The sequence below is a fragment of the Azospirillum melinis genome (assembly GCF_013340935.1).
GTDB classification, from domain to species: domain Bacteria; phylum Pseudomonadota; class Alphaproteobacteria; order Azospirillales; family Azospirillaceae; genus Azospirillum; species Azospirillum melinis.
Genome location: NZ_WHOS01000009.1, coordinates 152,132 through 174,443, shown reverse-complemented (window position 1 = coordinate 174,443; position 22,312 = coordinate 152,132). Strand labels below are relative to the sequence as shown.

Genomic DNA, 22,312 nt, shown 5'->3' with positions numbered 1-22,312 from the left:
GCGAGGTGTCAAACACCCGATCCCATCCCGAACTCGGCCGTGAAAAGCCTCCGCGCCAATGGTACTGCGTCTTAAGACGTGGGAGAGTAGGTCGCCGCCAGGTCGCTCAGGCACAGGAGACGCTCAAAGCCAAAGCGCAAACACTTGCATCTTCACTCAGATCAGAAACGCCCCGGCTCCAACGAGCCGGGGCGTTTCGCCGTTCGGGCCGGGTCACCGCAATTCGAAAGCAAGCGGCGGAGTGTGCCGGTTTGTCCGGCAGTTCAGATTGCTCCCTCACCACACCACGGAACCTGTAAGGTTCGTGCAGAGAGAGGGACACATGACCGTCGCACTCGATCCTGCCGCCGCCGTCATCGCCGATCCTGTCATTACCGACGTGGAAGCGGAGCGCTGGGAGGCGTTGCGCCGCCGCGATCCTGCCGCTGACGGGCGGTTCGTTTATGCGGTCCGCAGCACCGGCGTCTATTGCCGGCCAAGCTGTGCCGCACGGCCGGCACGGCCGGAGAATGTCGCCTTCTATGCCACCAATGCCGAGGCCGAGCGGGCAGGCTTCCGGCCCTGCAAACGCTGCCGGCCTGATGGGCCGAGCCAGGGCGACCGCCGTGCCGAGGCTGTCGCCGCCGCCTGCCGCCTGATCGAGGAGGCGGAAGAAGCGCCGCAGTTGGACGAGCTCGCGGCAGCAGCCGGGATGAGCCCGCACCATTTCCACCGCATCTTCAAGCAGGTGACCGGGGTCACCCCGCGGGCCTATGTCCAGGCCCAGCGTGCCGCCCGCGTCGCCGACGCCTTGCAGCAGGCCGGCAGCGTGACCGAGGCGATCTATGAGGCCGGATATGGGTCTTCCGGACGGTTCTACGAAACCGCAGGGGCGCGGCTGGGAATGACGCCCACCAATTACCGTAGGGGTGGAGCAGGGGAGACGATCCGCTTCGCGGTCGGCGCTTGCTCGCTGGGCTCGATCCTGGTGGCGGTGACGGAGCGCGGGGTCTGTGCGATCCTGCTCGGCGACGACCCGGACCTGCTGCTCCGCGATTTGCAGGACCGCTTTCCCAGGGCGGAACTGATCGGGGGCGACCCGGACTTCGAGGCAACGGTGGCGCAGGTGGTGGGATTTGTGGAGACCCCAGGGACGGGCCTTGCCCTGCCGCTGGATATCGGCGGCACCGCTTTTCAGCAACGGGTATGGCAGGCGCTGCGTGCCATACCGGCCGGCAGAACCGCCAGCTACGCCGAGATCGCCACTGCCATCGGCGAGCCGGCGGCGGTGCGGGCGGTGGCGCGCGCCTGTGGAGCCAACCCACTGGCGGTGGCGATCCCCTGCCATCGGGTGGTGCGGTCGGATGGTGGCCTGTCCGGCTATCGCTGGGGCGTGGAGCGCAAGCGGGATCTGCTGGATCGCGAGCGCAAGGAGGCGACACGGTGATGGCGCTGGAGGATATGGACTGGACGCGCATTGGGGCCGAACTGGAGTCGGTGGGCCATGCCGTCGTGGGGCCTCTGCTGGATGGGGAAAGCTGCAAGGCATTGGCGGGACTCTACGGACAGGACACCCCTTTCCGCAGCCGGGTGGTGATGGAGCGGCACGGCTTCGGCAAGGGTGAGTATAAATATTTCAGCCATCCGCTGCCGGAACCGATTGTGGCGCTGCGCGCGCCGCTCTACCGCCGGCTGGCGCCCGTCGCCAACCGCTGGGCAGCCGCAATGGGGCTCGACACCCGCTATCCGGCGGAGCATGCCGAGTTTCTGGAGCGCTGCCATGCGGCAGGGCAGATGCGCCCCACGCCGCTTCTGCTGAAATACGGACCCGGCGACTACAACTGCCTGCATCAGGACCTGTATGGCGAGACGGTGTTCCCGTTGCAGGTTGCCATCCTGCTGTCGGCACCGGGAACGGACTTCACCGGCGGCGAGTTCGTCCTGACCGAGCAGCGGCCGCGCATGCAGTCGCGCGCCACCGTCGTGCCGCTGGGGCTGGGCGAGGCGGTGATCTTCGCGGTGGACCAGCGCCCGGTACAGGGCACACGAGGCACCTACCGCGTCCGTCATCGCCATGGCGTCAGCCCGGTGCGCTCCGGCGAGCGCTACACAACCGGCATCATCTTCCACGATGCGGCGTGAGCAATCACCCCGCCGCCGACGGTGCCCGCGATCCCATGCCGCGCGCAGGCGAGTAGCCGCGCACTGCCAGGGCAGCGAACAGCAGGGTGGACCCGGCAACGACCGCCAGCGCCAGCCCGTCGATCCGGCCATAGAGGGCGAAACGGATCAACTCCACCCCGTGGGTGAAGGGGTTGAGGCTGCACAGCCACCACAGCAGCGGGCCGGCCTCCTCCATGCGATAGAGCGGATAGAGGGCAGAGGACAGGAAGAAGAGGGGGAAGACGACGAAGTTCATCACCCCGGCGAAATTCTCCAGCTGGCGGATGGTGGAGGCCAGCACCATGCCGAGCGCCCCCAGCATCAGCCCGTTCAGCAGCAGGGCCGGCAGCACCGTCAGCGGCGCCCAGGCCGGAAGGTCGATGCCATAGAGCCTAACGATCAGCAGGAAGGCGGCCACCTGGAGGATCGACACCACCACCCCGCCCAAGAGCCGCGCCACCAGAAGGAAGGCCCGGGGCAGCGGGCTGGTCAGCAGGATGCGCATGCTGCCCATCTCGCGGTCGTAGACCATCGACAGCGACCCCTGCATGCCGTTGAACAGCTGGATCATGCCGATCAGCCCGGGCACGATGTAGACCTCGTAGGGGATGTAGGTCTCGTAAGGCGGGATGATGGCGATGCCAAGCGCCGCCCGGAACCCCGCGGCGAAGACGAACAGCCAGACCAGCGGGCGGACCAGCGCGCCGAGGAAGCGTTCGCGCTGGTGGATGAAGCGCAGCACCTCGCGCGCAACGATGCCCTGGAAGGCGATTCCCCAGATTTTCAGCTGCCGTCCGGTCATGCCGCGGCCTCCACGTCGGCGGTGGGGCGGGCGGCGGTCAGCCGGTCGAAGCTTTCCGCCACGGTGGTGCAGCCGGTTTCGGCATTCACTGCGGCGACCGGTCCACAGGCGCGGACGCGGCCACGGTGCAGGACCACCACATGGTCGGTGGCAGGGTCGATCTCATCGATCAGGTGGGTGGCCCACAGCACCGCGATGCCGTCCTCCGCACACAGGGCATGGACATGGCGGATCAGGGTGCGGCGGGCGGGGATGTCCAGCCCGACCGTGGGTTCGTCCAGCAGCAGCAGGGTCGGGCGGTGCAGCAGGGCGCGGGCGATCTCCACCCGCCGACGATGGCCGCCGTTCAACGCCCGCACCTTCTCCCCCCGTCGTTCGAACAGCGACAGGCGGATCAGTTCCGTCTCGATCCGCCGGTCGGCCTCGCGGCGGCCGATGCCGTGCAGGGCGGCGAAGTAGCGCAGATTCTGCAGCACCGTCAGATCAAGGTCGAGGGTGGGCTGCTGGAACACCACGCCCAACTCCGCCAGCGCCTTGCCCGGCGCCTGCATGATGTCGTGGCCGTGGATGCGCACTCGCCCGTCGGTCGGTTGCAGAAGTCCGGTGGCGAGCGCGAACAGCGTGCTTTTTCCCGCCCCGTTCGGCCCGAGCAGGCAGGTGAAGGCGCCGGGCATCACGCGGAAGCCGACATCCTCCAGCGCAAGGCGGTTTCCGCCATAGCTGTGGCGCAGCCCCTCGACCTCCAGTGCCGGCACCGTCATTCCGCCATTCCTTTCAATCTGACCTTTCCCTCCGTCAGCCCTTGACCGCCACGCCCCAGGGATAACGGCCGACCTTGACGGTCTTGGTCACCTTCAGGCTATCGACGTCGATCACCGACACGTCGCCGCTGACGCCGTTGGTGGTGTAGAGCATCTTCTGGTCCGGCGTCAGCGCCAGATGCCAGACGCGGCGGCCGACCAGCAGGTAATCCTTCACCTCGAAGGTTTTGGCATCCACCACCGCGACATGGTTGGCAGGGCCGAGCGCCACGAAGGCATAGCGGCCGTCACCGGTCAGCTTGACGCCCACCGGCTGGATGCGGTCCTTGGCGACGCCCTTGATGTGGAAATCGACGACCTTCTTCACCTGACGGGTGGCGGTGTCGATGACGCTGACCGTGCCGCCGATCTCCGAAGACACCCACAGCTGCGAGCCGTCCTTGGTGAACTGGGCGTAGCGCGGGCGGGGGCCGACCAGCGTGTTGTCGACTACCGCGCGCTTTTCCATGTCGATCCAATGGACCATACTGGTCGTCTCGGAGGTGTTGACGCCCCAGCGGCCGTCCGGGCTGACGTCCATCCCCTCCGGCTCCACCCCGACATCGACCTGGAAGGCGACCTTGCGGGTCGGCACGTCGACCACGGTGACGATGTTGCTGTCCTCGTTGGCGATGATCAGGCTCTTGCCGTCGGGGCTGAGGGCGAACTGTTCGGGATCCTCGCCCGACGGCAAATTGTGGACCACCGTCTTGCTGGCAAGGTCGAAGACCTGCACCGTGTGATCGTCGCTGGCGCAGATGAACAGCTGGGTGCCATCCCTGGACAGGGTGATGCCGCGCGGGCGCTTGCCGACCTTGATGGTGTCGGTGACCGCCATGGTCTTGCCGTCGATCACCGACAGCGTGTTGTCCTTCTCGTTCGACACATAGATGGTCTGGGCCGAGGCGGCGGACGCCAGGGTGGCGGCGATCAATGCGGCCAAGGAAATGCCGGTGAAGCGGGCGGCGGTCATGGCGTGGTTTTTCCTCGCGTCTTGCAGAGCGTTTCCGGTTGGTCGTAGCCCAGGCTGTCCAGTTCGGTCCGCGGGTGCAGGAAGCCCTCCTGCGGCGACACCGACACCAGCGAGCGGTCGGCGGCCAGCAGCACGGGCTGGCGCAGCTGCCCGTCCCAGGGCCGCAGGCTGAGCGGCGCGCCGCGAAAGGCGGACATGGTGAAGTCGGGCGACTGGATGAAGGCGATCAGGCGGTCGGGATCGGCGGTGCGGGCACGGGCGGCGGCCTCGCCGACGACGCGGACGGCGGTCCAGTCATTGTGGTCGCGCGCCGTCATCGGGCGCTTCGCCGCCGCCTTGAAGCGGGATTGCAGCTGTGCCGCCCCCCATTGCTCGTGCGTGCGGTGCCACACAGTGGGGACCAGCCCCTGGGTGCCCGCGACCGGACGCGGATCGGTGGTGCGGTAGGACAGATAGTCGCCGAACTCCCCGACCTCGTCGGCGACGACCAGCACGTCATAGGCCTTGGCCTGGGTGAAGACCGGGATCTCGGATTCGGCGGTGCGGTTGACGTCGCTTTCGGCCGTCCACTCCTTCTCCGCGACGATCTGGGCGCCGAAGCGCTTGGCGGTGCGGCGGACGGCATCGGCGTACAGCTTGTCCTCCGGCCGGCGGCCGGTGACCAGGAACCAGCGCGGCCAGCGCTTCTTCACCAGATATTGCCCGAGCGCGTCGGTCAGCATCGCCCGGCTGGGCGCGACATGGACGAGGTTGGCGGCGCAGGCGCTGCTGCGCAGGGCGTCGTCGGGTGCGGTGGCGTTCAGCAGCAGCAGGTTGCGCGCCTCCGGCAGCTTCGACAAAGCCTCCACCGTGGAGCCCGGCGCGTCGACGATGACGAAGCGGTCGCCGCGCCCGGCCAGTTCGCGCAATGCCGCGGCGGCATCGCCGTCCGGCGCAACCTCCACGCTGTCGAGCACGAAGGACTGCTTCAGGAACTTGCCGGTCGTGTTGTTGTCGGCGATGGCGAGCGTTGCCCCGGCCAGACCGTCGTCGGCAGCCGGCTCGTCCGGGTTGGCGACGGAGGGCGGCGGCTCGGGCGTCTGCGACAGGAAGCCGATGCGGATCTCGCCCACGGCGTCGGCGGCTGTGCCGGCACCGGGCGCCCCGGCCAGCAGCAGGGCGCCGAGTGCCGCCAGCGACACGCTGTTGAGGAGGCGGGGCAGGCGGAGCTTGGTCATCTTATCCGTCGGAATGCCAACAGTTTGGAGTGCAGCCTATCGGGCGAAGCACAACTCCGGAATGCGACTATGGAAGCATGGACAGGGGACGGGGTGGGCAGGGCCGACCGGCCGGGGCCCGCCGACCGGGGATTGCCGGGCGGGCCGAAGGGCATCTTGTACGAAAGTCCAATTATTGGCGTAACGGAGCGATGGCTATCCTGCCAGCCCTTATCCCTGATGAACCCACCACTGCCGGGACCTGCCATGGCGATTGTGACACGCCGCCGTTTCCTGTCCGGATTGGCCGCAAGCTGTGCGTCCGCTGGGGCTGCGTCCACGCTTGGCGCCCGGCCCGCTGCCGCCCGGCCGCTGGACGAGGTGATGGAGCGCGGGCGGCTGCGCGTGGCGGTCTATCGCGAGTTTCCGCCCTTTTCCTTCCAGCGCGACGGCACCCTGGTCGGCATCGATGTCGATCTGGCGCGGGCGATTGCCGGGAAGCTGGGCGTCAAGGCCGACATCTACGAGCAGATCCCCGGAGAGACGGTGTCGGACGATCTGCGCGTGGCGGTGTGGCGCGGCAGCCTGTTCGGCGGGGAACTGGCCGACATCATGATGCACATCCCCTATGACAAGCGCTTCGGCCTGATGAACCCGGAAGCCGTCCTGTTCGGCCCCTATCATCAGGAGGTCTTCGCGCTCGCTCGCGATCCGCAGCGGGTGCGATCCGCCGTGCTGGCAACCCTGCCGGACGAGCCGATCGCGGTCGAGATCGACAGCGTTCCCGACTTCTTCCTGCTGGGTTTGCAGGGTGGTCGGCTGCGCAGCCGCATCATCCATTGCCCGACGCCGGAGGCGGCCATCGAAAAGCTGACTGCCGGCGAGGCGGCGGCGGTGCTGGCGCCGCTGAGCCAGGTGCAGGCGGCGCTCGGGGCCAGGATGGAGCAGTTCCCTGTCACCACCGTGACCCTGCCGGGCATGATGACCTCCAGCTGGAACATCGGCATGGCGACCAAGGAGAACTCCCGCGACCTCGCCTACAGCATCGGCGATGCGGTGACGGCGCTGACCGAGGACGGAACGATGGCGAGGATCTTCGCCGCCTACGGCGTCACCCACACGCCGCCGCCGCTGGTGGAGTGAACCGGGGACAAGCGGATGGTTTGCCGTATGGGTCGGGAGGGGTGGATGAGATACGCACTACGCCATATGGGAATTGCCGGTGCGGTGCTCGCTGTCGCCGCACCCGCCCTCGCCGCAAGCTCCCCGTCCGATCCGCTGAAGTCCGTGATGTGGGACATACTGCGTGACCAGTATTTCGACGGCGCTCCGGTCGTGTTCGACACTGCGGTCAAGGTGACCGCTCCGGCGGCGGCGGAGGATACCCGCGCGGTGCCGCTTTCCGTCGATGCCACGGCGCTGGAGCGGGTGGTGGAGATGGTGGCGATTGCCGACCTGAACCCCTTCCCGCTGGTGTTGCGCTACCATCCCGGCAATGCTGCCCCCTACATCGCCACCCGCATCAAGATCCAGCAGGCCACCGCCGTGCGCGGCGCCGCGCGGACCGCCGACGGGGTCTGGCATGTCTCCGGCGTGCTGGTCGACGCGGCGGGCGGCGGGTGCAGCGCGCCGCCGGCATCCTATGCGCAGAAGGACTGGGCCGACCATGTCGGCGAGGTGCAGGCCCGGCTGTGGCCGGCGGGCGAGGACGGGGTGGCGCGGCTGCGGCTGCGCATCCGCCATCCCAACGACACCGGGCTGGTCGACGGCATCCCGGCCTATTTCGTCGAAACTCTGCAGGTGGATGCGCAGACCCCCGGTGGTTCGCCGACGCTGGCGCGGATCGACAGCCTGGAGCCGGTGTCGGAGAATCCGGTCTACTCGCTGGATATCCGCCCGCCGCCGGACGCCACGGCACTGATTCTGCGCGGCCGGGACAATCAGGGCGGCGAGATCCGGGCGACCATCCCGATGCCGCTGCCCGATGCCAAACCGGCGATTTCCCTGAAACCGGTCGGGCAGCCGTGGAGTGTCGGGCAATGAGCATGCCTCTGTTGCGCCGGCTGGTGCTGACCGCCGCTCTGACGGCCGGACTGATGTCGGGTGCGGCACAGGCTGCCGGGACGCTGACCTATGATCTGAAGCCGACGAGGATCGCCTCCGACACTTACGTTTTCGAAGGTTCCACCAAGCATTTCACCCGCGCCAACGGCGGCAACATCCTAAATTCCGGCTTCATCGTCACCGCGGATGGGGTGATCGTCATCCAGACCGGCCCGTCCCGCCGCTATGGCGAGGAGATGCGCGCGGCCATCCGCAAGGTCACCGAGAAGCCGATCCGCAAGGTCTTCATCAGCAACCTGCATCCGGATTACTGGCTGGGAAACCAGGCCTTTGCCGATGTTCCCGTCGCGGCGCTTCCCGGCACCATCGCCGGCATCCAGGAGGAGGGCAACGGCATCGCTGAGAACATGTACCGGCTGGTCGGCGACTGGATGCGCGGGACCGAGGTGACGCTGCCGAACGAGCCGGTCTATGGCTCGACCGTCAAGTTCGGCGACCACCGCTTGCGGCTGATCCCGCTGAGCGGTCACACCGCCGCCGACCTGATGATCCTGGACGAGTCGACGGGCGTGCTGTTCACCGGCGGCGTGGTGTTCTGCGACCGCACCCCGACCACGCCGCACGCCACCGTCGCCGACTGGCTGAAGGAGCTGGATGCGGTCGATGCGCTGGACATCCGGCTGCTGGTGCCCAACCACGGCCACATCCGTCCCGACAAGGCCTGCGTCGCCCAGACCCGCGACTGGTTGACTTGGCTCGACGGCACGCTGCGACAAGCCGTCTCATCCGGCCTCGATATGGCCGAAGCGTTGGAACTGCCGATTCCGGAGCGGTTCCAAGTGCTTGACGTGCTGCGGGAAGAGTATCGCCGCTCCGTCGCCCATCTCTGGCCAAAGATCGAGCAGGAAAGTCTGCCGCGGGTCAATTGACAGGCTAAGGATCCGGAGGAGAACTGACGCTTACGCCTGCTACTATCCGACAATTTACCCGACAGATCATCCGTCTACACTGCCGAATATCGTAGAGCGATGCGGCCCCTCCGGCCGCCAAAAGCTTGAAACAGCCGCCCTGATTCCGTTCGCCACCGCCGGACCCGCCCGTCCGGCGGAAACGGGCGGGTCTTGCCCGGGCGGTGCCGTCATCATCAGTTTTGGGAGGCAACCGCACATGAAGCGCCTGGTTACAAGTCTCGCCCTGGCAGCCTCGCTGACCGCGTTCAGCGCCACCGGCGTCCTCGCCGCCGCCGACGCCGCTGGTGGCCCGTCCAGCGACGATCTGCTGAAGAGCGCCACCAACACCGAAGCGGTCCTGACCTATGGCATGGGGCCGCAGGCCCAGCGCTTCAGCCCGTTGACCGACCTGACTGCCGACACCGTCAAGAAGCTGGTCCCGGTGTGGTCCTTCTCCTTCGGCGGCGAGAAGCAGCGCGGGCAGGAAGCCCAGCCCATCGTCTATGACGGCACCATCTACGTCACCGGGTCCTATTCTCGCCTCTATGCGGTCGATGCCCGCACCGGCCACAAGAAGTGGGAATACAATCACCGCCTGCCCGACGGCATCATGCCCTGCTGCGACGTGGTGAACCGCGGTGCGGCGATCTACAAGGACAAGATCTACTTCGCCACGCTGGACGCCCGCCTCGTCGCACTGAACCGCGAGACCGGCAAGGTGGTGTGGAACAAGAAGCTTCAGGAATACAAGGAAGGCTATTCCAACACCGCCGCCCCGCTGATCATCGACGGCAAGATCATCACCGGCAATTCCGGCGGCGAGTTCGGCGTCATCGGCATGGTCGAAGCCCGCGATGCCGAAACCGGCGAGCTGGTCTGGCAGCGCCCGACCATCGAAGGCAACGTCGGCACGCTGAACGGCAAGGACTCGACCGTCACCGGCAAGACCAACGCCAGCTGGCCCGGCGACATGTACAAGACCGGCGGCGGCGCCACCTGGCTGGGCGGCACCTACGATCCGGAAACCAAGACGTTGTTCTTCGGCACTGGCAACCCGGCGCCCTGGAACTCGCACCTGCGTCCGGGCGACAACCTCTACACCTCCTCGACGCTCGCCATCAATCCGGACAACGGCGAGATCAAGTGGCACTACCAGACCACGCCGCATGACGGCTGGGACTTCGACGGCGTGAACGAGTTCGTGTCCTTCGACCTGAAGAAGGACGGCAAGGTCATCAAGGCCGGCGGCAAGGCCGACCGCAACGGCTTCTTCTACGTCATCGACCGCACCAACGGTAAGTTGATCAACGCCTCGCCCTTCGTCACCAAGATCACCTGGGCCAAGGGCATCGACATCGAGACGGGCCGTCCGATCTATATCGACGACAACCGTCCAGGCGCCCCGGCGACCGCCGATGCGCATGACGCCAAGGGCAAGTCGGTCTTCGCGGCCCCCGCCTTCCTGGGCGCCAAGAACTGGATGCCGATGGCCTACAACCCGCAGACCGAGCTGTTCTATGTCCCGGCCAACGAGTGGGGCATGGACATCTGGAACGAGCCGATCACCTACAAGAAGGGTGCTGCCTATCTCGGCGCCGGCTTCACCATCAAGCCGCTGTACGACGATTACATCGGTGCACTGCGCGCCGTCGATCCGAAGACCGGCAAGATCGTCTGGGAATACAAGAACCCGGCCCCGCTGTGGGGCGGCGTGCTGACCACCGCCGGCAACCTCGTCTTCACCGGCACGCCGGAAGGCTATCTGAAGGCTTTCGACGCCAAGTCCGGCCAGGAGGTCTGGAAGTTCCAGACCGGCTCCGGCGTGGTCGGCAGCCCGGTCACCTGGAAGATGGATGGCGAACAGTATGTCGCCGTCGTCTCCGGCTGGGGCGGTGCGGTGCCGCTGTGGGGCGGCGACGTCGCCAAGCTGGTGAAGGACATCAACCAGGGCGGTTCGCTCTGGGTCTTCAAGCTGCCAAAGGCCTGACCGTCAGCGCGGACAGGCGGGAGGAAGGCGGGCCGGAGCGATCCGGTCCGCCCATTCCCGTGTCTGCGATCTGAAAGTCGTTCTTTGTACAGATTTTACTTTGTCCTACCATAGTCCAATTATTCGTGGGTCCCACTGCTGATAACGTCTGCTCATGCGAAGCAAAGGCCGCAGGGCGGCTAGAAACAGAGGGAACGTCTTTCTCATGAATGCACGGATTGTTCGGCTTGCAGCCGCGATTGGCCTGATCGGCGCCGTCGCCCTTCCCGGTCTGGTTTTTGCCCACGGCGATGTCGTCCCGCAGCCGGTGGACACCACAGGGCTGGAGAAGCTGGGTGAGAAGTGGCGGGACAGCAATCCCTACCGCGGCAACCCGCGCGCCATCGAGATCGGTTCGTCCGCCTTCAACCAGAATTGCGCGCGCTGCCATGGGCTGGGCGCGGTGTCCGGCGGCATCGCCCCCGACCTGCGCTACCTGGAGAAGGGCGATGCCGGCGACGAGTGGTTCAAGGAGCGCGTCACCAATGGCTCGATCCGCAACGGCGTGACCTACATGCCGCAGTTCGGCGAAGCGCTGGGACAGGAGGCGCTGTGGTCGATCCGCTCCTGGCTCGAAACCGTGCACGAGGAGTGACCCCCTGCCGGATCGTTGGCTCCTTCCCTCCCTTCCTCTCTTCCAAGGTGGTCATCCATGATTCGCAGAACCGCATCCCTGGTCGCCGTCGCGGCGGCCCTGCTGACCGCACCGGCCTTCGCCGCCGATCACGCCACGCCGGAACAGGCCAAGTCCCTGGTCTCCGAGGCCGTCGCCTATCTGAAGGCCAAGGGGCCGGACGAGGCGACCAAGGCCTTCCAGGACCCCAAAGGCAGTTTCCGCCGTGGTGAGCTGTATGTGTTCGTCTTCGACACAGACGGCCGCTATGTCGCCTCCGGCGCCAACCCGAAGCTGGCCGGCTCCAACGCCGCCGATCTGAAGGATGCGGAAGGCAAGCCCATCGTTCAGGCGATGATCACCGAGACCAAGGACAAGCCGAACGCCGTTATCGACTATGTCTGGCTGAACCGCCAGACCAACAAGGTCGAGCACAAGCATTCCTACGTCACCCGCGATGGCCGTTACATCGTCGGCGCCGGGACGTACGATCAGTGACGGCCTGACTGCCGCCGTCAGATAGCGTTTGAAACGGTTCCGCCCGCCTCCCGTACGAAGGTCTGCTTCGTACGGGAGGCGGGCGGACGTCTGTCTGGGGCAGGGGAGGGGCCGGGTTTCAGTACAGCTCCTGCGCCTCGCGCGCATAGTCCAGCAGCTTTTCCACCGACCGAGCGCGGTCCGCCGTTTCGGCGAAGCGGGTGCGTGCCGCCTCGGCAGCCTGCGCCCGTGTGGCGGCATCCTGTCCAAGCGTCGTGGCGCGGTTCAGGAAGTCCGTCTCGTCGGCAACGGTCAGGGTGGGACCAACGATCCCGGCGACATCGCCCTGGGCATAGGTCACCACCGGCAGCCCGTCCGCCAGAGCGAAGGCCGCGCTGCCGCCGCCGCCCTGGCGCGGCGGATTCAGATAGGCGGTCGCGACGCCATACAGCCCGCGAATGGCGTCGACATGTCCCAGCGCCTGCATCCGCGCCGCGTTGCGGGTGGCGGCGATCCGGCCCGGCAGGTCGGTCACCGCGCCGGCGAAGGCGATATGTGCGTCGGGCACGCGGTCGAGCAGGCGGTCGAGCGTTCCAAGGAACTCCGGTCCGATCTCCTGATCCAGGCGGTTGCCGACGACGACATACAGCGGCCCATCGGCCGGCAGACCGAAATCGGCGCGGCTGCGCGCCGGACCGGCATCCGGCAGGGTCCAGCCGAAGAAGAAGGGACGGAAGCGCGCCCGCGCCTCCTCCGGCCAGCCGGCTGCGCTGTCCTCCGGGACATAGCCCAGCAGAAGCGTGGCGAGCGAGGGCGGCAGGCCGCTGGAGGTCGGCAGGAACACCACCGGCCGGCTGCGGGCGAACAGATCGGCCACCGTGTTGGAGCCGCCGAAGGCAACGATCACATCGGGATCGAAGCGCTGCACCGCATCGACGATGGCGGTCAGCTTCTCCTCGTCGAAACGCGGCTGCGGGAAGGACAGCATGCGGACCTCGGCGCCGAAGGCGGTCAGGGTCTGTTCGCCGTCATACTCCGCGGTGACGTTGTAGCTGTATTCGGGAACGAAGCCATTCTCGCCTTCCACCGCCATGGCGTTGGGGTTGACGATCAGCACCTGGCAGCCATGGTCGTCCTGGAGTCGGCGGGCATAATCGAAGGCATCGGCGGTCGGCTGGTGCCCCTCGCCCAGCATCTGGTTGGTGATCAGCGCCACCCGCTTCACCGCAGTGCGCGGCGCCACCCGGCGCAGACGGGTGTCAAGGCCGTAGCGGCGTGCCGTCTCATCCACCAGCAGGCGGTAGAACCGGCGGAATTCGCCGGTGGTGAAGGCGCTGACATCGCCCTTGCGCGTGTCGCCCTGGAACAGCCGCATGGCGATGCCCCAATAGGCGTAATGCATCGACGGGATGGAGAAGCGCAGCGGGTCGTCCAGCGCCGTGTTCACCAGGGCGCGGTAATAGGCCACGTCGCCGGTCAGCAGGAAAAGCAGCGATTGGCGCCGCATCACGTCGCCCATGGTGTAGCGGGCATCGACCTCGGCGGCGGCAGCGGCGCGGATGTCGTCGTCATAGCGGCGGATCAGGTTGGCGAGCGCCCCGACATTGCCCCAGCCCTCTCCCTCGTTGGTCAGCAGGGTCAAAGCGCGGGCGAAGCTCATCGCCGCCTCGCGGTGGCGGCCGGACGCGTGCAGGGCGTGACCCAGATTGGCATGGAACAGCGGAGAACCGTCGTCGCCGGCCACGGCCTGGGCGATTCGGTCGACCGCCTCGTCCGCCCGGCCGGATTGCAGCGCGATCACTCCCAGCAGATGCAGGGCGTCCGGATGGCCGGGCGAAGCGTCCAGCACGTCGCGATACAGCCGTTCGGCCTCCGCGGTGCGGCCGGCACGGTGGTGTTCCGTTGCGACGGCCAACGTCTGCTCGATCTGGTCCATGATGCACGTCCTTGCTGTCCGGGGCGGCCCCGTTCCCCGGCGACCGTCGTCCCATGCTGTTTACCCTGTTTTAGGGGACACGCGATCAACTTTCCGCATGCATGGATTTACGACCTTTCGGGGAGACCGCGGCCGCGGCGTCATCCTCCGACCGACAACAGCCGCCACCGCCATCCTGGCACGGTGTCTTTTGTGGACCCTCCTTGCCCTCGCCGGGATCGCCGGCGCGGGTTCGGCCCAAGCGGCCGATCCCGGGCCGGCCGATCCGGGACCGGTCGACCCGAAGCTGGGCGGCCGATCGATTGCCATCAGCCTTGCCGACCGCCGCCTCTACCTGACGGATCCCGACGGCGGAACCCGCAGCTTTCCGGTTGCCATCGGCCGTCCCGGCGTGCCGATTCCCGTCGGCGACAGCAGCATCCGGCGCAAGCGCCGCGACCCGACATGGCGGCCGACCGCCAACCAGCGGCGGGACAACCCCGCCCTGCCGCGGGCGGTTCCGCCCGGACCGAACAACCCGCTGGGCCTGTTCGCGCTCGATCTCGGCTGGCCGGCCATCGCCATCCACGGCACCAACGACCCGGACTCGATCGGCACACGAGCCAGCGGCGGGTGCTTCCGCATGCTGCCCGCGGACATCGAGACCGTCTTCGCGGTGGCTGAGGTCGGCATGCCGGTACGGGTGGTGCGGGAGTCGCTGGGCGCGGACAAGCCGTCGCTGCCGGCTTCCCGGCTGGCCGGGACGGTTGCGGTCGCGGTCAAGACCGCACCGCCGTCCCCACCGCCGTCCTTTGCCGCTCCGGTGCCTGCGGTCGCCATCGCCAAGCCAGCGGAGCCGCCATCGGAGTCGCCGCCAGCGCCGGTCGCCGATCCGCGCTGTGCCACCGTGACGGCGCCGCTGCGGCGGATGATCTGCGACGTCCCGGCGCTCGCATTTCTCGACGGCCGTGCCCGCGGAACGCAGGACCGCTTTCTGGCGGGCATCGCCGATCCGGCGGCCCGCGCCAGCGCGGCCTATGAGTTGATCCAGGACGAGCGGCGCTTCCACGAGCGGATCGCTGCACTTTGCTGGATTCGCAGCGGGACCGAGGGGGACCCGGCGGTGGCCGCGGCGGCGCAGTCCTGCCTGGCGACGGCACTCGACCGCCGGTTGAATGACGTGACGGAGCGTATCGCGAGCCTGCGCGGCAGTACCCGGATCGCCGGGCGGCCATAGCAGGATCGGGACTAATCGCGTTGCCGTCGGTCGTTCTGGCTTGCCTGCATCCCCCTTGGACTGCTACCCCGCAGAACCCAACCGTTCGGACAATCCGCCGCCCATGCCGATCGACTATTATTTGAACATCGCGGCCTCCGGCCTGCTGACCGGCCTGGTCTACGGGCTGGCGGCGCTGGGGCTTTCGGTCATCTTCGGCGTGGTGCGCGTCGTCAACTTCGCCCATGGCGAGATGATGGTGGCGGGCATGTACGGCGCGGTGCTGCTGGGCGGCTGGCTGGGCTTCGACCCGCTGCTGTCGGCCCCGCTCATGGCGGCGCTGCTGTTCGCCTGCGGCTGGCTGTTGCAGCGCGGGCTGGTCAACAAGTTCGTCGAGCGGCCGGAGCACATGCAGTTCATCCTGCTGCTGGGCATCGCCACCATCCTGGTCAACGCCATGCTGATGCTGTTCGGCCCGGACGCCCGCAACGTCCAGGTGCCCTACAGCTTCGACACGGTGGAGATCGGGTCGATGCTGCTGGATGCCGTGCGGCTGCGTGCCGGGGCGGCGGCCATCGTGGTGGCGGCGGCGCTGTTCGCCTTCTTCCGCTTCAGCCGCACCGGCAAGGCGATCCGCGCCTGCGCCGACAATCCGCTAGGCGCCCGCGTGGTCGGGCTGAACATCGACGGGCTCTATGCCCTGACCTTCGGCATCGGTGCCGCGGTGGTCGGGGTGGCGGGTGCGCTGATGACGCTTCTGGTCGATGCCCGGCCGCAACTGGCGCCGGAATACACGCTGCTCAGCTTCATCATCGTCATCGTCGGCGGGCTGGGCAGCCTGCCCGGCGCACTGCTGGGCGGCGTGCTGATCGGCATGTCGGAGGCGCTGGCCGGCTTCCTGCTGACGCCGTCCATGAAATCCCTGTTCAGCTACGGGGTGCTGATCGTGGTTCTGCTGCTGCGCCCGCAAGGGCTGTTGGGGAAACGGTCATGAGCGGGCTTTCGGGCGTGATGTTTTCCGGGATTACCGGACGCGGGATGGTGCTGCTGGTTCTGGCGGCGCTTGGGCTCGCGGTGGCGCCCTTCGTCGCCGACCGTTATCTGGTGTCGGTGCTGACCACCGTGCTGTGGTTCGCCTATGTCGGGCAGGCCTGGAACGTGATGATGGGCTTTTCCGGTCTGCTGTCGCTGGGCCATGCGCTGTATGTCGGCCTCGGCGCCTACGTCAGCGCGGCGCTGTTCGTCCATTTCGGCATCGGCCCCTGGGCCGGCATGGTCCTGGCGATGCTGGTCGCGGTGGTGGCCGGCTGCGTCATCGGCTTCCTGGGCTTCCGCTTCGGGGTGAAGGGCGTGCATTTCGCCCTGCTGACCATCGCCTTCGCCGAGGTGGCGCGCATCGGCTTCGACCACATCACCTGGGTCGGCGGCTCCGGCGGCTTCTTCCTGCCGGTGGAGGCGGGGGCGAGCGATCCGCTGAACCTGCGCGGCTCGCCGGTGCTGTTCTATTACGTGGCGCTGGCGCTGGTCGTCGGCGCGCTGTTCCTGTCGCGCGCCCTGCTGCACAGCCGGCTCGGCTACCAATGGCTGGCGGTGCGCGAGGAACCGGACGCGGCGGAGGCCTCGGGCGTCGATCTGTTCCGTGCCCGCATGACGGCGGTGGCGGTGTCGTCCGCCCTGACCGCGCTGGGCGGCGTGTTCCAGGCCTTCTATTTCAACAACCTGTTCCCGGAGCAGGTCTTTTCCATGGGCCGGTCCATCGAGATCATCCTGCCGGCCATCGTCGGCGGCATCGGCACGCTGGTCGGCCCGATCCTCGGCGCCTTCATCCTGACGCCGCTGGGCGAGGCGCTGACCTTCCTGATCGAGGCTGGCGGGCTGGACCTGCCCGGCCTGAAGCAACTGTTTTATGGTGCTGCGCTGGTGGTGATCGTGGTGTTCCGGCCGGAGGGCGTCTGGCCCTGGCTGGCCCGCCGCCTGCGTCTTGTCCGTCAGCCGGGGGAGGGCGCCTGAGATGACCGCCTTGCTTGAGGTCGAGCGCCTGTCCAAGCGGTTCCGCGGGCTGAAGGCGGTGTCGGAGGTCAGCTTCACCGTGCCGGAGGGGCGCATGCTGGCGCTGATCGGCCCGAACGGCGCCGGCAAGACCACCACCTTCAACCTGATCGCCGGCGTCTTTCCGCCGGATGAGGGGCGGGTGACGCTGAAGGGCCGCAACCTGACCGGCCTGAAGCCCAACCAGGTCTGCGCCGCCGGGATTGGCCGCACCTTCCAGATCGTCAAGCCCTTCGGTCAACTGACGGTCGAGGAGAATGTCGTGGTCGGCGCGCTGGCCCGCGAGCGGTCGGTGGAGACCGCGAGGCGGCAGGCCCGTGCCGTGCTGGAACGGCTGGAACTGGCCGATCAGGCCAACCGCCCGGCGCGCAGCCTGACCCTGCCCGACCGCAAGCGGCTGGAGGTCGCCCGCGCGCTGGCCACCCGTCCGACCCTGCTGCTGCTGGATGAGGTGCTGGCGGGGCTTCGCCCGACCGAAGTCGACCGGATGGTCGAGGTCCTGCGCGACCTGAACCGGCGCGAAGGCCTGACCATCCTGATGATCGAGCATGTCATGCGCGCGGTGATGGCGCTGTCCGACCGCGTGGTGGTGCTGGACCATGGCGAGAAGATCGCCGACGGCGCCCCGGCGGAGGTCGTCGCCGACCCCCGCGTCGTCGAATCCTACCTGGGTGCCGAAGCGCTGGACTGACCGGGCGGTCCTCAGTTGCTGAGGTTCGCCGGGTCCTCGCGGTAGGTGACGGAGGCGACCTCGGCGGCCAGGGGATGGCCGGGATAGGTGAAGCGGCGCAGCCATTCGGTGTCGCCGGACGCGCTCCAGAAGCGGAGCATCAGCCGGCCGGGCATGCGCGGCAGATCCTCCGGCTTGCCCGACACCTGATGGACCGGCTTGCCGTCGACGGTCCAGACGATGCCGGTGGGCTTCCAGTCGAAGCCGTAGCTGTGGACGCCCTTGGCGGCGTCGAAGCCGAGATCGACCACCGTGTTGCGGTGTCCGGCGCCGTTGACCACATAGCTGATCTCCAGCTTGGTGGTGTCCTTGCCGGCGATCCCCATGGTGATCTCGTCCCATGGATCGCCGAAGGGCGGGCCGGTGTAGTGGGAGACCGATGTCATCACCCCATCGGCCTTGACCGCCTTCAGCGACACCGCGTAGGCGCCGTAGCCGTAAAAGCGGTGTGTCGAATATTCGCCGCAGGAATAACGGTCGCTGCCGGAGGTGCGGTCGCTGACCGACAGGGCGAGGTGGCCTTTTTCGGCGGTGACGTTGGCGCGGCTCCAGGTGCAGTTCATGTGCCCGCCGGACTTCCAGCCATCCGACCGCTGCCAGCGCGAGGTCTCGAACGACCCGCCATTTTCGCTGAAGCTGCCGCCGATATGGCTGAACAGCGATTCCGCCAGCGCCGGCGCGCTGCCGAGCAGGAGGGCGGCGAGGCCCGCCCCGATCGCCGTCGTCCGTCCGCTTTGTCCTAAGGCATCTCTCCGCATGGCTATTTCCTCCCGCTGATACCGGGCCTATCCGCAAGATCGGTCGGCCTGCACCCCGATATCGCGAGGGCAGAGCAAAGCGGCAACTGCGCGGCCGGGGTGCGACAAACGCTTGCCCGGCGTACCTCAGCCGATAACCGAAGCGAATGGGGGAGGTCAAACGTCGGTGACGCCGCTCTTGGGGATGCGCACGTCGCGGTGGACCGACATGCTCAGCAGCAGGCCGACGCCGATCATCAGCGTCATCATCGCCGATCCGCCATAGGACACCAGCGGCAGCGGGATGCCGACGACGGGGATCAGGCCCATCACCATCGCCACATTGACGAAGACGTAGAGGAAGAACTGCGCCGTCATGCCGACCGCGACCAGCCGGCCGAACTGGCTGCGGCTGTTCAGCGCGATCACCCAGCCATAGATGAACAGCAGGACGTAGAGCGCCAGCAGCGTGGCGGCGCCGACCATGCCGAACTCCTCCGCCAGGACGACGAAAATGAAGTCGGTGTGCTTTTCCGGCAGGAACATCAGCTGGCTTTGCGAGCCGGACATGAAGCCCTTGCCGAACAGACCGCCGGAGCCGAGCGCGATCTTCGACTGCAGGATGTTGTAGCCGGCGCCGAGCGGATCGGTCTCCGGATCGAGGAAGGTGTAGACGCGCTGCTTCTGGTAGTCGTGCAGGAATTCCCAGGCGATGGGGATGGCGCTGAGGCCGCCGCCGATCACCAGCAGGAACTTCCACACCCGGACGCCGGCGGCGAAGAAGATGGCGCCGCTGCCCATGATCAGCAGCAGCGAGGTGCCGAGGTTGGGCTGCATCAGGACGAAGGCGACGGGCGTGAAGACCAGCAGCAGCGGGGGGATCAGCAGAAGCGGCCGGCCGATCTGGTCCAGCGTCACCCCGTGGAAATAGCGGGCGAGCGCCAGCGTCAGCGCCGGCTTCATCAACTCCGACGGCTGGAGCTGGAAGAAGCCGAGGTCGATCCAGCGCTGGGCGCCCATGCCGATGCGGCCCATCAGCTCCACCGCGATCAGCAGGCAGAGCACCATGAAGAAGATGACGTAGGCCGACTTCATCAGGTGGCGGATGTCGACCAGCGCGATTCCCAGCATCAGGACGAGGCCGGGAATGGCGCGGACCAGCTGCGGCTGCGCCCACGGCTTCCAATGGCCGCCGGCGGCGGAATAGAGCAGCCCGACGCCGACCCCGGTGATCGTGCAGATCAGCAGGACCAGCCCCCAGTTGATGAGCCTGAATTTTGTGCCGAGCGTCAGCTGCGACCGCTGCGGCTCCAGGCCGCCGGAGCCGAGATGGGAAAGAACCACGACCTTGCGCCGATGTTGCCGGAAGGGACGGAGCCGGATCGGACCCGGCAAGCCGGCCCCGGACTATCGACCGGAGTAAGCCGGCCGGCGGGGACCGGCGCGGATAATGCGGCAAGCGGCCCCGCGGGTAAAGGCGGCCGTGCGTCATTGCCCGCAGGGCCGTTTTTTCTAACCGGTCCCGTCCGGCATTTTCCTGTCTGTCACGCGTGCAACGCAGGGGTCAGCGCCATCGTGGGATAGAAACGCACCTGATTGCGCCCCGCATGCTTGGCGTCATAGAGCGCGCTGTCCGATTGGGCCATCAGGTCGGAAAACTCGCTGTGCTCCCGCGTCAGGCTGACGCCGCCGATGCTGCAGGTCACCGTCACGCCGCCTTCGGCGCCAAGCTGGGCCAGCTGCCGCTCGATGGCGCTGCGCAGCCGTTCGGCCAGCAGCCGGCCGGCCTCCGCACCCGTTTCCGGCAGCAGGATGGCGAATTCCTCCCCGCCGATCCTGCCCACCGAATCCTCCCGCCGGATCTGCGCGGCACAGCAGTCGGCCACCGCCTGGATGACCCGGTCGCCGAATGGATGGCCGGCCCGGTCGTTGACCGCCTTGAAGCGGTCGATGTCGAGCACCAGCACCGTCAGGTCGCGGCCGTGGCGGCGGGCGCGGCGGAACTCGACCTCGCCCAGCTCGAACAGGCGGCGGCGGTTCAGGCTGCCGGTCAGCCCGTCGGTGTGGGCGAGCTTCGTCAGTTCGCGGTTGAACTCGTCACTGGCCATCAGGACGTAATTGATGGCACCCATGACGGTGCCCAGCATCGAGAGCTGGAAGGTGACCCGCTCCACACGGTCGTCCACCATCTGATCGACCGGCATTTCCCCCTGAACCATGCCCGCACCCATGCGGACCAGATACACCATGGCCAACGTGGCCGATAGCAGCCCGGTTACATAATGGGGAATGCCGCGATCCTCGTAACGCACCAGAACTTCGAAGGCGATGACAAGCAATACGGCAGAGGTCGCGAAGCTGGTCAGGATGCGGACATAGGAGATGCCGCCGCCGGCGAGCAGCAGCAGAAAGCAGGCCAGGGCCACTGCCAGCCCGACTGCCGCCGGCATCAGAAGCCCGACCGGTCGGTTCTGGAGATGGCGGACGCTGGTGTAGTTCATCGCCAGCCCGGCGATCCCCAACCCGTTGGCAAGCGGCACAAGCAGGCCCGGCGCCGCGCTGCCGCGCAAGCCCGCGATCAGGAAGGCGAAACCAAGCAGCAATTTCCCATAGGCATAGGCGCGCAGGGAGTTGCGGATATGGCGCGGGTAGCGGCCGGAGGCGACGGCAATGGACAGGCCGACCGCAAAGCCGATAACAGTGATGACCTGCGCGATGAAGGTCGTCTCGAAATCCATCCGCAAACCCGCCACGCACCGTTACGCCGGTATGTCATGGGCACGCTATACGAAGCCTTGGCCGGTGACAAGCCGAAGGGGGCGAGGTTTGCGGCTGGGTTTATGACTATTGGATCTGGATTGTCGCTGGTACCAACTGAGGGTTTGTGAGGGCTGCGGCTCAACTCTTATTGGGCGTATTTCAGGCGCGCCGCCCCTCAGCGCGCCTCGGGCGCATAGCCTTTGACGAACAGATCGACGGCGGCATCGACGAATCGTTCCAGATCCGCGTCGCCCGGCCGTTCGCTCAGGCAAAGCAGCAGCTTCATGTGCATATTGGCCTTCAGCAGACCGAAGAACTGGTGGGTGGCGAGGTCGCAATCGGTGATCGCCAGCTCCCCCCGCTCCACCATATGGGTCATGAACTGTTGCGCGCGCTGGAAGGTTTCGGCAGGACCGCTGTCATAGAAGGCCTGGGCAAGCTGGGGCTGGCGCAGCACCTCGCCCAGCACCATCCGGTACAGGCCCAGCGCCTTGGGCGAAGCGATGAAGCGGACGAAGGTCCTGCCGATCAGGCGCAGCCCGTCGGCCGCCGGCAGGCGCATCGCATCGTCCCAGATGCCGGCCATGACGGAGTTCGCGCATTCGCAGGCGACCATCGCCCGGAACAGTTCCTCCTTGCTGCCGAAATGGGCGTACAGCGTCGCCTTGGACACGTTCGCCTTCTTGGCGACCGCGTCCATGCTGACGGCACTGTAGCCATGTTCCAGGAACAGGGTGCCGGCCGCGTCCATGATCTGGGCCGGCTTCGATCCTGCTTCGGGAGTGGGGGCAACCAACGTGGTCATGCGCGCCTCGCCTGAGTCCATGTGCTTGGCCCCTACCGCGTTCCGCATCGCCCGACA

Annotated in this window: 21 protein-coding genes and 1 rRNA gene; 13 read left to right on the top strand and 9 right to left on the bottom strand. The window is 67.3% G+C overall.

Annotated features, from left to right (window positions below; translation table 11 throughout):
- The 3 genes from rrf to GBZ48_RS09610 form a co-directional block, all read left to right on the top strand.
- Positions 1 to 103: ribosomal RNA gene (gene rrf / locus GBZ48_RS09620) — 5S ribosomal RNA — on the top strand; the annotation flags it as partial.
- Between the two features lie 219 nt (positions 104 to 322).
- Entirely contained in the window at positions 323 to 1,426 is a 1,104-nt protein-coding gene (gene ada, locus GBZ48_RS09615; protein WP_174470836.1) for a bifunctional DNA-binding transcriptional regulator/O6-methylguanine-DNA methyltransferase Ada, read from the top strand.
- Positions 1,426 to 2,121, top strand: a complete 696-nt coding sequence (locus GBZ48_RS09610) for a 2OG-Fe(II) oxygenase (protein WP_209798425.1) — start codon at positions 1,426 to 1,428, stop codon at positions 2,119 to 2,121. Before ada ends, GBZ48_RS09610 begins: the two co-directional genes overlap by 1 nt.
- A gap of 4 nt (positions 2,122 to 2,125) precedes the next feature.
- On the opposite strand, the gene GBZ48_RS09605 is transcribed toward GBZ48_RS09610, so the two are convergent.
- From GBZ48_RS09605 to GBZ48_RS09590, 4 genes are read right to left on the bottom strand one after another with little or no spacing between them, the layout of a single operon-like run.
- The gene (locus GBZ48_RS09605) at positions 2,126 to 2,944 is read right to left on the bottom strand and encodes an ABC transporter permease (protein WP_174470835.1); all 819 of its coding nucleotides are present in this window, start codon (positions 2,942 to 2,944) and stop codon (positions 2,126 to 2,128) included.
- The gene (locus GBZ48_RS09600; RefSeq protein ID WP_174470834.1) at positions 2,941 to 3,705 is read right to left on the bottom strand and encodes an ABC transporter ATP-binding protein; all 765 of its coding nucleotides are present in this window, start codon (positions 3,703 to 3,705) and stop codon (positions 2,941 to 2,943) included. Before GBZ48_RS09600 ends, GBZ48_RS09605 begins: the two co-directional genes overlap by 4 nt.
- Positions 3,706 to 3,739: 34 nt before the next feature.
- Positions 3,740 to 4,717: a YVTN family beta-propeller repeat protein gene (locus tag GBZ48_RS09595; protein ID WP_174470833.1), complete on the bottom strand. Its 978-nt coding sequence runs from the start codon at positions 4,715 to 4,717 to the stop codon at positions 3,740 to 3,742.
- Positions 4,714 to 5,934, bottom strand: a complete 1,221-nt coding sequence (locus GBZ48_RS09590; protein WP_174470832.1) for an ABC transporter substrate-binding protein — start codon at positions 5,932 to 5,934, stop codon at positions 4,714 to 4,716. Before GBZ48_RS09590 ends, GBZ48_RS09595 begins: the two co-directional genes overlap by 4 nt.
- A 246-nt stretch (positions 5,935 to 6,180) precedes the next feature.
- Here GBZ48_RS09590 and GBZ48_RS09585 point away from each other — a divergent pair, with 246 nt between their 5' ends.
- The 6 genes from GBZ48_RS09585 (at position 6,181) to GBZ48_RS09560 (ending at position 12,064) form a co-directional block, all read left to right on the top strand.
- A complete protein-coding gene (locus GBZ48_RS09585) occupies positions 6,181 to 7,056 on the top strand; it encodes a transporter substrate-binding domain-containing protein (protein WP_174470831.1) in 876 nt (291 codons plus the stop codon).
- 45 nt (positions 7,057 to 7,101) lie between these two features.
- Entirely contained in the window at positions 7,102 to 7,956 is an 855-nt protein-coding gene (locus tag GBZ48_RS09580) for a quinoprotein dehydrogenase-associated SoxYZ-like carrier (protein ID WP_174470830.1), read from the top strand.
- Positions 7,953 to 8,906, top strand: coding sequence for a quinoprotein relay system zinc metallohydrolase 1 (locus tag GBZ48_RS09575; RefSeq protein WP_174470829.1), 954 nt, complete (start codon positions 7,953 to 7,955; stop codon positions 8,904 to 8,906). The genes GBZ48_RS09580 and GBZ48_RS09575 overlap by 4 nt, the downstream gene beginning before the upstream one ends.
- A gap of 238 nt (positions 8,907 to 9,144) precedes the next feature.
- Positions 9,145 to 10,914 carry a methanol/ethanol family PQQ-dependent dehydrogenase gene (locus GBZ48_RS09570; RefSeq protein WP_174470828.1) on the top strand — a complete coding sequence of 590 codons (1,770 nt, stop codon included), beginning with the start codon at positions 9,145 to 9,147 and terminating at the stop codon, positions 10,912 to 10,914.
- Between the two features lie 205 nt (positions 10,915 to 11,119).
- Positions 11,120 to 11,548, top strand: a complete 429-nt coding sequence (pedF, locus tag GBZ48_RS09565; protein WP_199235244.1) for a cytochrome c-550 PedF — start codon at positions 11,120 to 11,122, stop codon at positions 11,546 to 11,548.
- A 57-nt stretch (positions 11,549 to 11,605) separates the two neighbouring features.
- The gene (locus GBZ48_RS09560; protein WP_174470827.1) at positions 11,606 to 12,064 is read left to right on the top strand and encodes a cache domain-containing protein; all 459 of its coding nucleotides are present in this window, start codon (positions 11,606 to 11,608) and stop codon (positions 12,062 to 12,064) included.
- A gap of 118 nt (positions 12,065 to 12,182) precedes the next feature.
- Here the strand turns inward: GBZ48_RS09560 and GBZ48_RS09555 are convergent, their stop codons facing one another.
- On the bottom strand, positions 12,183 to 13,979 hold the full coding sequence (locus GBZ48_RS09555; protein ID WP_174470826.1) for a tetratricopeptide repeat protein: 1,797 nt from the start codon (positions 13,977 to 13,979) through the stop codon (positions 12,183 to 12,185).
- 190 nt (positions 13,980 to 14,169) lie between these two features.
- Between GBZ48_RS09555 and GBZ48_RS09550 the strand changes: the two genes are divergently transcribed.
- The 4 genes from GBZ48_RS09550 to GBZ48_RS09535 all read left to right on the top strand — a co-directional run bounded on the left by GBZ48_RS09550 (position 14,170) and on the right by GBZ48_RS09535 (position 17,914).
- Complete coding sequence (locus GBZ48_RS09550; RefSeq protein ID WP_246307096.1) at positions 14,170 to 15,195, top strand: L,D-transpeptidase; 1,026 nt, start codon at positions 14,170 to 14,172, stop codon at positions 15,193 to 15,195.
- A gap of 103 nt (positions 15,196 to 15,298) precedes the next feature.
- Entirely contained in the window at positions 15,299 to 16,168 is an 870-nt protein-coding gene (locus GBZ48_RS09545) for a branched-chain amino acid ABC transporter permease (protein ID WP_174470824.1), read from the top strand.
- Complete coding sequence (locus tag GBZ48_RS09540) at positions 16,165 to 17,184, top strand: branched-chain amino acid ABC transporter permease (RefSeq protein ID WP_174470823.1); 1,020 nt, start codon at positions 16,165 to 16,167, stop codon at positions 17,182 to 17,184. Before GBZ48_RS09545 ends, GBZ48_RS09540 begins: the two co-directional genes overlap by 4 nt.
- 1 nt (position 17,185) lies before the next feature.
- Entirely contained in the window at positions 17,186 to 17,914 is a 729-nt protein-coding gene (locus GBZ48_RS09535) for an ABC transporter ATP-binding protein (RefSeq protein ID WP_174470822.1), read from the top strand.
- Between the two features lie 11 nt (positions 17,915 to 17,925).
- Here GBZ48_RS09535 and GBZ48_RS09530 read toward each other — a convergent pair whose 3' ends face one another.
- The 4 genes from GBZ48_RS09530 to GBZ48_RS09515 all read right to left on the bottom strand — a co-directional run bounded on the left by GBZ48_RS09530 (position 17,926) and on the right by GBZ48_RS09515 (position 22,255).
- Positions 17,926 to 18,711 (bottom strand): family 16 glycosylhydrolase, encoded by a 786-nt coding sequence (locus tag GBZ48_RS09530; RefSeq protein ID WP_174470821.1) that lies wholly within the window; start codon positions 18,709 to 18,711, stop codon positions 17,926 to 17,928.
- A 156-nt stretch (positions 18,712 to 18,867) separates the two neighbouring features.
- The gene (rodA, locus tag GBZ48_RS09525) at positions 18,868 to 20,034 is read right to left on the bottom strand and encodes a rod shape-determining protein RodA (RefSeq protein WP_174470820.1); all 1,167 of its coding nucleotides are present in this window, start codon (positions 20,032 to 20,034) and stop codon (positions 18,868 to 18,870) included.
- A gap of 200 nt (positions 20,035 to 20,234) precedes the next feature.
- Positions 20,235 to 21,428 (bottom strand): GGDEF domain-containing protein, encoded by a 1,194-nt coding sequence (locus GBZ48_RS09520; protein ID WP_174470819.1) that lies wholly within the window; start codon positions 21,426 to 21,428, stop codon positions 20,235 to 20,237.
- Positions 21,429 to 21,625: 197 nt separating this feature from the next.
- Positions 21,626 to 22,255 carry a TetR/AcrR family transcriptional regulator gene (locus tag GBZ48_RS09515; protein ID WP_246307095.1) on the bottom strand — a complete coding sequence of 210 codons (630 nt, stop codon included), beginning with the start codon at positions 22,253 to 22,255 and terminating at the stop codon, positions 21,626 to 21,628.
- Positions 22,256 to 22,312 lie beyond the last annotated feature (57 nt).